Genomic DNA, 9,195 nt, shown 5'->3' on the forward strand with positions numbered 1-9,195 from the left:
GATACCTACCGCGCAATAAAAACGGCTCCGAGATTAAAATGAAAACCTTTTCATAACAAAGGCCACGCATGATGACTGATCAGCTTCCGATTCAAGCCGCGCCTTCTGAGGGGCGCCGTGGTACGATTGCGCGCCTGCGGCAGCGCTACGAAACTGAACTGTTTGAGCATGTGCTTCCATTTTGGGAGACCCATTCGCCCGACGACGCCCACGGCGGCTATTACAATTGCCTGAGTCGTGACGGGACGTGCTACGATGCCACCAAATATAGCTGGCTCCAGGGCCGCCAGGTTTGGATGTTTAGCACGCTCTACCGCACCACAGAGCCGCGCGACACCTGGCTCCAGTGTGCTGAACACGGTCTCTCGTTCCTGCGCAACCACGCCCTCCGACCCAACGGGCAGGTCTTCTTTTCGCTGACGGAAGACGGGGCGCCGATCTACCAGCAGCGCAAGATTTTCTCGGAATGCTTCTACGTCATGGGGCTGGCTGAGTATGCGCACGCCACCGGACGCGACGACCTCTTGCGCGAAGCCCACACGCACTTTGAGCAGGTGTGGGCGTGGTCGAAAGATCTATCACAGGTTGGTCGTCCGCGTCATGCAGGGCAGGTGGATGCATCATCCCTCGCTATCCCTATGATTTTGCTGAACCTCATTGAGGTAATTACGGATGGCGAACGCACGCCCTACCAATCCGAAATAGATGCCTGCCTCAAGCGCATCCAGCACCACATCGACCCCGACACCGAACGCGTCTACGAAACGGTGCGCCCCGATGGCACGCGCATCGATACCGCCGAGGGCCGCCTGCTCAACCCGGGGCATGCCATCGAAGCCGGGTGGTTCGTTCAGCACTGGGCGCAGCGACTCAACCGGCCCGACCTGCAACGCCAGGCGGTTCAGATGGTCCGGTGGTCGCATGCCACGGGGTGGGACGACGAGTACGGCGGACTCTTCTACTTTCTCGACGCCGATGGATATTCGCCCACGCAGTTGGAGTGGTTCATGAAGCTGTGGTGGCCGCATTGCGAGGCGCTCTATGCGCATCTGCTCAACTATGCACTGACCGGGGCCGAGCAGGATTGGGCCGCCTTTACCTCGGTTCACGAATACACGTTTACCCACTTTCCCGACCCTGGATATGGGGAGTGGTTTGGATACCTCAATCGCGATGGGACGGTTACGCATCGCTGCAAAGGAGCTCCGTACAAGGGCTGCTTTCATGTGCCGCGCACGCTCTGGCTATGCGGCCAACTGCTGCGCCGTCTCGAAGCACCACCCTCCGATTGAGGGCACGCTCGCTTACGATCATTCAGTCCACCGATTACGCTATGGCTACTGACGCAGCATCCTCCGAATCGTCTGCCCGTACACAGGCAACTGCCCCCTTTACCGAGGGACCGTCTCATACTTCGCATGGCACCGACTATGAGCGCGTCCCCGTACTCATTTTCGATGATCCGGGGGAGATGGCGACCCGCGTGGCGCTTCGCATCGCAACCCTGATTGAGGAGCGCCAGGCCGTGGGGCAAAGCGCTGTGCTCGGCCTTCCCACCGGTTCTACCCCCATTGGGGTGTACCAGGAGCTGGTGCGTATGCATCAGGAAGAGGGGCTTGACTTCTCGAACGTGGTTACTTTTAACCTGGACGAGTATTACCCGATGGAGCCGGAGAGCTTGCAGAGCTACCATCGGTTCATGCATGAGAATCTGTTCGACCACATCAATATTCCGCCCGAGCAGATCCACATTCCACGCGGAGATATCCCGCAGGATGAGGTGGAGCGCCACTGTCTGGAGTACGAACATGCCATCACGAAAGCGGGCGGCATCGACTTGCAACTGCTGGGCATCGGTCGCAGTGGGCATGTGGGCTTCAATGAGCCCGGTTCGGGAGCGAAGACCCGCACGCGCCTCATCATACTCGACGAAATTACCCGGAAAGACGCGGCCTCCGACTTTTTCGGCGAGGAGAACGTCCCCGAAGAAGCGATCACGATGGGCGTTGGCACCATTTTGGATGCCAATGAGATCATCCTTATGGCAACAGGCGAGCACAAAGGGCCGATTGTACGCCGCGCTGTCGAAGAGCCACCCACGCGCGAGGTTACCGCCAGCTATCTGCAAGAGCACGCCAACGCGACCTTCTATCTCGATCGGGCGGCAGCAGGCGAACTGACGCGCGAAAAGACCCCGTGGCGCGTGCGCGAAGTGGAGTGGGATGCGCAGAAAGCCAAACGCGCGGTCATCTGGCTTTCGCAGAAAACCGGAAAAGCGATTCCGAGGCTGGAGCCCGCCGACTTTTACCAGCACCAGTTGCATGCACTGGTTCACCGCTACGACCATGTGGATGATCTGGCTCGCGAGGTGTTCGACGACCTCCGGCAGCGCATTACGTATCCCGAAGCGCTGTTTTCGGGAGACCGCGTCATTGTCTTCAGCCCGCACCCTGACGACGACGTTATCTCGATGGGGGGCATGCTCGACCAGCTGGTGCGCAACGACAACGAGATTACGGTAGCGTACATGACCAACGGCTCCGTGGCGGTGTTCGACGCGGATGTGCGCCGGTACCTACGTTTTCTGAAGATGAGTGCCAGCGCGCTTGGGCTCAGTGAAGACGCACTCAATGACTTCGAGACCGTGCGCGACGCGCTCATCACGTTTATGGAGACACGCGAACCCGGCGAGGTGGCCCCCGAGGCGTTGCAAGCTATCAAGGCGTATGTGCGATACAGCGAAGCCGTTGCCGCCATTGAGGTTATGGGGCTGGATGCTGAGCATGCGCGTTTCCTCGACATGCCGTTCTACAAGACAGGACGTATTCGCAAAGACCCAATTGGGGAGGCCGATGTGCAGGTGGTTCTCGACTTGCTGGAGGAAGTCAACCCCGAACATATTTTTGTGGCCGGAGATCTTTCTGATCCGCATGGCACCCACCGCATGTGTTACCAGGCGATCAAAGCCGCGCTGGCCCGGTACCGCGATACGTCTGCCGAAAGTGCAGATCCTTCCGGTCCGCAGATATGGCTTTATCGGGGGGCCTGGCAAGAATGGGAAACGCATCGCGCTAACATCTTCTTGCCGATGACGAAGTCGGACCTGGACCGAAAAGTCGAGGCCATCTTCAAGCATGAGAGCCAGAAAGATCGGGCCATGTTTCCGGGGGCGTACGATGAGCGTGAGTTCTGGCAGCGCGCCCGCGACCGCAACCGTGACACGGCAGAAACGCTCAATGCGCTGGGACTCCCCGAGTTTTACGCTGCGGAAGCATACGTGAAAACATACACGATGCCGTAAGCGCGTGCTACTACCAACTCTGCTGCGTCGTTGGTGTATGGAGGGATGGACGGGTGAAAGATAAGAACGCCCATCCTTAATTCGGTTTGAGAAACCAGGGGCCTGGTAGAGAGAAATGGGTACAACGACACGCGCCCTCCAGCCTATTGCAGGTTGGAGGGCGCGGGCGTTGGTGCTGTTATATACGCTATGCAGCGTAGCCAGGCGGCAGCTACAGGTTTTCGCAGCTACAGGTTCTCGCTCGCCGGAATCGGGAGCTGTGACCAAACCGGTTTACCTTGCGGTCGAGGGAGAAGAGCGCCGTTAGCAGAGAGCTCACGATGCTTACCGTTCACTGAGCGGACGCGCCAGCTTCTCGAAGACCTGACCACCATCCAGTTCGGTTGGGATTTCGTCGAGGCGCTCATAGCGTCGTGCGTCGATCCATCGGTGGCCGCCTTCAGCCCAGAGCGAATAGCGACGCTGAAACAGAATCTCGTCGATCAGCGCTGCTTCGGTGGACGGCCCGTCGTAGGCATCCAACTCCCACGTCTCTCGGATGATATCAATAGCATCAATCGCATCGCCGAGGTTACCCGTCTGTGCGTGTGCCTCTGCATAGATCAGGATGAGCTCCTCGTTACGCATGAATGGAATGGGCGACTCGTTCGATTCGTACCGGTTATCCTGGTAGAAGAGTTCGACGCCCGGCAGGTCGCCGTTCGAGATCGGTTCATCCCGCTCGAAGAATTTCTGTTCTACGCGCAAGTCACCCGGTAGCGCGTCCTCAAGCATCGAAGGATGCACCATCAGGATCTGATTTGTGTTCGCGTTACGCGGGTAGAAAAGCGGGTTGAACTCATCAGGCGGAGAGCCAAAGACGTGGTAGGCGCCTTCGTTCATGCTCGTCTCACCGGTCGTAAGTGAAAGGAACGAGTTATCTAAGGCATTCAGTGCACCCGTCCAGTCCTCAGCATAGATGGCTGCTCGCGCGGCGATGGCGCGGTTTAGTTCGCGCATTGTCGTCGGAGAGTCGAATCCTTCAAAGCCGCTGGAGAGTGTGAAGGCAAATGAGTTCCCGGCATTACCAAGCTCCGTATCGGCTTCGTCCAGGATCCTACGGATTTCTGCGAGGGACTCGTCGTAGCTGAGGAACGGTCCTGGATTGAGCGGGTCGGCCACGTCGATTCGGATTGAGCCGGGCGGGTTACGATCCGGTCCGCGCCACTGGCCATTCAGGGCGATCAGGTACTGATAGGCCTGGATCGTCTTTGCAAAGCCGATATAGCCGTTGGCCTCCTGCTCATTAACGGCGTCGGTGTTGTTCACGGCGTCGATCAGAAAGTTGCCTTGCTTGATTGCCGCGTAAGGTACGTCGAAGGCCCCTCCATCGGCGAAGAACTCGGCATCAGGCGTGACACCTTCTTGGCCCAGCCAGTTTGTGATGAAGCGCGGGTCTGAAGCAAAGGTGGCGTACACCTCGCGTCCAAACGACCCATAGAGTTCGGTGACATCGGGTAGGGCGTTGCGGTGGCGATCTTCGAGGCCCGTCACCAGGTTCTGAAGCTCACTTGGGGTTGCTCCATTCAGCACGGCCTCGGTAGAGGGACTGTTGGGGTCGGTGACGGTGCCAGGATCGAAGAAGTCGCAGGCTGCCAGGGTAGCGGCGAGTAGCACGACGAAGCACGCGTTATAGGCAAAACGTTGCATAGTCATAGGAATGAGTCTCATCGGAAGCTGAAAAAGTGGGATGGGGGGGTGGCGAGCGCATTAGTATTCCAGCCGCAGGTGGAACGTGAGGCGCCGCGAACTGGGGTACGGCGTCACCTCTACCGACTGCGCCACCGCTTGCGTCCCAAAGACTGAGACTTCCGGGTCGTAGCTGTCGTAGTCGCTGAACAGCAGCAGGTTAGATCCAGACAGACCCAGCTTGACGTTGCGGAGCGTTCCATTGAAGGCTGTATCGAGAACGCTGCTTGGAAGCGTGTAATAGATCGACGCTTCACGGAGCTTGACGTAGCTCGCGTCTTCAACGAACTGCGCTGCGCCCGGGCCAAACATGTCGGTGCGATCAAGGCCGTTAGGTACGCCGTCGCCGTCGTGATCCTCGTTCCAGTCCGCTGTCGTGCCCCCGATGTCAGAGAGGAAGCGTGACAGGTTAATGTTCTCGCCCCCCTTGCTCCAGTGGAAGAGGAAGCTCAGCTCCAGATCCTGAAACAGGGTAAACGAGTTCGAAAACGACATCTGGAAGTCGGGCTGTGCGTCGCCATAGATCGTAAACGGTACCTCTGCGTCTGGCGTCGCTGGCGTGCCAACAATTGTTGTTGGCGAGAAGCCTTCGCCGGTGTAGTAGGTGCCGAGTGCCGCGCCGAATCCGCCTGTTGTGAAGGCCGGAATCGTCAGGTCGGTCATCTCCGAGTTGTTCTGCCAGAAGAGCGTTCGCGAGAACCAGGAGAAGTTATCTCGGCTTATGGGTAAAACGCTTAGCCCCAGCTCGATGCCGGTATTTCTCAGCGTTCCGGCATTCGTGGCGATTTGGGTGATTCCTGTTGAGACCTCGTTCTCTCGGTCAAGGATAATGTCGTCTACGGTCTTGCGATAATAAGTTGCTTCGAGAGCGATGCTTCCATCAAGAGCACTTACGTCGGCACCGACCTCCAACTCGCGCGACCGCTCTGGGTCGAGGTCCGGATCAACGCCCCGGGTTGATATCGTGGATCCCAGCCCCCCTCCAATATTGCTGCTATTGAGAGCGGAGAAGGTCGCGCCAAACTGAGGCAGGCCGCCCGTCTCGCCGTAGGCCGTACGCAGTTTCATCTGCCCAATGGAGTCGATCCCCCAGAAGCCAAAATTGTGCAGGTTGATAGCCAACGACCCCTTCGGATAAAAGTAAAAGTCCTGCTGTTTTACGTTGAGCGTCGAGCGGTCGAAGCGTGCGCCAAATGTACCGATGACCCTGTCGTCCCAATTAATCTCTTGCTGGCCGACATAGCCGATATCGACGATCTTTACAAACTGCTGGGAAAAGATCTCCTGGGTTTGCCCATTAAGCGGATTGAGCTGGCCCGGGGCCAGTCCGCGCCCACGTACGAGCTGTCGGTTCTCATCTTGCGTGTAACGGGTGAAGCCGCCTTGTGTGGTCAGGTCGAAGGACCCGGCTCCTGACTCTAACGTCTGGTTATAGACGAGAAAGCCCTGCATATTTGTATTAAAGTTGTCCTCTTTCCCCTGAATCACATCACCGGGATCGGACTGCGACTGCTGAAACTGGAAAAACGGCGGGAAATACACCGTGCTATTGCTGTTCAGGTAGTCCAGGCCGCCTTTCAGATCCAGCGAAAGAGAAGCGCTCTCGCTCTGCAGTAGATCTGCATTCAGCGAGAATGACTGCAGAAAACGGCTAACCTCCTGATTGTTAGTTGCTTCATTGACCAGCCGAAGCGGGTTCTCCGCAAAATAGGGGTTGTCGGGGAAGTTGCCATCCTCATCCGGCTGCAGTTGTGCGTAAGTTGGCGTGTAGGCCAGAGTATAGCCCACCGAGCCCCCCGTCGAGTTCTGGTTGCCCGTGAATCCGCGGTCGGAGTCGCTGTAGATATAGTTTGAGCTTGAGGCGATGCGTACCCGGTCACTCAAGCGGTGGTCGATGTTACCCCGAACGGTCTTGCGGGCAAAACCGGTGTTCTCAATAATGCCGTCCTCGTCTTTAAGTCCACCAGCGACGAAGAACTGCGTCTGTTCATTGCCCCCAGAAATCTCAAGCTGGGTATTGCGGGCCAGCCCTACATTGCCATAGAGCTCATCCTCGTAGTCGGTGATGGTCCCATCCTGCTGAGCCTCGTTGAAGCGGTCTTTTTCGCGGGCAGCAGCAGGGGTGCCTTCGCCGTAGATCAGGTCGATCTTGTCTTCGCTCCACGAGGCTACTCCAAGTAAGTTCAGCGCTGATACGGCGCCCAACTCCTGGGAAAAGCTCACACGTGTGCGACCTGCTTCGCCGCGCTTGGTGGTGATGATCACCACACCCGAATTGGCGCGCTGCCCGTAGATAGCCGCCGCAGAGGGGCCCTTCAGCACTTCGATACTCTCGATCTCATCGGGGTTCAGATCGGCCAGACGGTTGGCCGAGTTATCTTGACTGCCCCCTCCAGCTCCATCGACTGACGACCGACCTGTTGAAATTTGGGCATTGTTGACGTAGACGCCATCGATAATGTAGAGCGGCTGCGAGGAGCCTGCTCCCAGTGTGCTAATACCACGCATCTGCACGTTGATACCGCCGCCGGGCGCGCCGCTCTGCGACGTAATGTTGACGCCTGCCAGTTTGCCCTGCATAGCGCCGTCAAGCGTTGAAGGGTCAACGTTTCCTGCGATATCCTCAGCATCAATCTTTGTGACAGCGTTAGCGAGGTTCTCACGTTTGATGCTGGAGGCCAGTCCTGTAACCACTACTTCGTCAAGCCCCACCACATCGGGCTCCATCGACACATCAATGTTCGTTTCGCCTTCGGCAACGGTCACTTCTTGGGTGGCAAAGCCCACAAACGAAAATACAAGGGTGCGTCGCCCTTCAGGCAGCTCAATTGTGAATCGCCCATCGGCGTCGGTGAGCGCTCCAACTTGGGTGTTCTGCACCGTTACGTTCACACCCGGAAGGGGCGTTTCATCTTCCGCGTCAATGACGGTGCCTTCTACCGTCGTTTGAGCTACAGCCAGGGTGGGCCAACTCATCAGTAGAGCAAGCAAGATCAACCATGCCCCGGCATGGCGTATCAGGTATCGGTCGTGCATAATAAAATGGCAAGCAGTCTATGAAAAACATAACATACAGACAGACGCAACCCGCAGAAACGAGTCGCACAGGAACGCGGGATGTTCGCAGGAGGACACGGTGGGGGGCTGCTGGAAAAGACACTTCTGGCCAGCTACCCACGATATCTAACTCGTGTGACAGCTTGTCGCTCTTTAGCGGACCAAAACGCGTCTTATATGAAGGAAAGTGTAGGAACGTGCAAACAGAATGTCAAGCTGGAAAGATAGATTTGTGAAGACGTGTAAGCGCTTTTATCGAGCTGAAAGCTGCATCTACTCGTTAATACGTGCACTTGTTGTAAAGATCTGTCATGCCAAATCCGGTTGCAGCATTACGGGGAGAACGTGCGCAGTTACAACTCACACGTCACCCCGTCGCGGGGCTCCGCCTCGCGACGGGGCCGTTCAGGGGCTCTGCCCCGTTCTTCTACACAGGGAATAGCAGATGACGTGATGGAACGCGTACCACCAAACGGTATCGTTTCTCTACAGCGCTCCGGGGTGGGAGATAGACAGATAGGTTGGGGATGGCTGGATGTTGTTCGCGTTCTCCCGTTTACCCTTTGGTACCTACGTACACGAATGAAGCATGCGGAGTTGGTATCAGATCCGAATAGTAGTGCTCTGTCAACCCTCATTTTGATGGGGTTGAGTCCGTAATCTTGTGTAATTGAGGCGAGCGAGTAGAAAAAGCCATCGCGTTTTGCCAGGTTGGAAGCGAGACGAACCGAACCAACCGACATACTAACGATGGCTATCTTTGAGATTACAATCGACGACGAAAAGATCCAACACCTGCTCCAGAACGACCGCGGCATGGCAGCGCTGCTGGAGCCGATCCTGAACCAGATGCTGCAAGCGGAGATGACTGAACATCTGGGCGCCGAATCGGACCAGCGGACCGACTCGCGGCAGGGCTACCGCAACGGGTCGTATGAGCGGCAGCTCACCACGCGAGTCGGAACGATCAACCTGGAGGTCCCCCGAGATCGGGACGGGACGTTTCAAACCCAGCTCTTCCAGCGATATCAACGGTCGGAGAAGGCGCTGGTGCTGGCGCTCATGCAGATGGTCGTGCAGGGCGTGAGCACGCGTCGCGTGAAGAAGAT

The 9,195-nt window shown here is 57.3% G+C and carries 5 protein-coding genes; 3 read left to right on the plus strand and 2 right to left on the minus strand.

Annotated elements, in window-relative coordinates; genetic code table 11:
- The first annotated feature begins 68 nt into the window (after positions 1–68).
- Complete coding sequence (locus R6U20_RS05625; RefSeq protein ID WP_410336885.1) at positions 69–1,292, plus strand: AGE family epimerase/isomerase; 1,224 nt, start codon at positions 69–71, stop codon at positions 1,290–1,292.
- Positions 1,247–3,301 carry a glucosamine-6-phosphate deaminase gene (gene nagB / locus R6U20_RS05630; RefSeq protein WP_410336886.1) on the plus strand — a complete coding sequence of 685 codons (2,055 nt, stop codon included), beginning with the start codon at positions 1,247–1,249 and terminating at the stop codon, positions 3,299–3,301. Before R6U20_RS05625 ends, nagB begins: the two co-directional genes overlap by 46 nt.
- Positions 3,302–3,625: 324 nt before the next feature.
- On the opposite strand, the gene R6U20_RS05635 is transcribed toward nagB, so the two are convergent.
- Complete coding sequence (locus R6U20_RS05635) at positions 3,626–4,990, minus strand: RagB/SusD family nutrient uptake outer membrane protein (RefSeq protein ID WP_410336887.1); 1,365 nt, start codon at positions 4,988–4,990, stop codon at positions 3,626–3,628.
- A 60-nt stretch (positions 4,991–5,050) separates the two neighbouring features.
- The gene (locus R6U20_RS05640) at positions 5,051–8,065 is read right to left on the minus strand and encodes a SusC/RagA family TonB-linked outer membrane protein (protein ID WP_410336888.1); all 3,015 of its coding nucleotides are present in this window, start codon (positions 8,063–8,065) and stop codon (positions 5,051–5,053) included.
- Positions 8,066–8,836: 771 nt separating this feature from the next.
- Here R6U20_RS05640 and R6U20_RS05645 point away from each other — a divergent pair.
- On the plus strand, positions 8,837–9,195 hold a 359-nt coding region (locus R6U20_RS05645), incomplete at its 3' end, for a transposase (protein WP_410336889.1).

It is taken from the genome of Longimonas sp. (assembly GCF_046498435.1).
In the GTDB taxonomy this organism is placed as follows: Bacteria; Bacteroidota; Rhodothermia; order Rhodothermales; family Salinibacteraceae; genus Longimonas.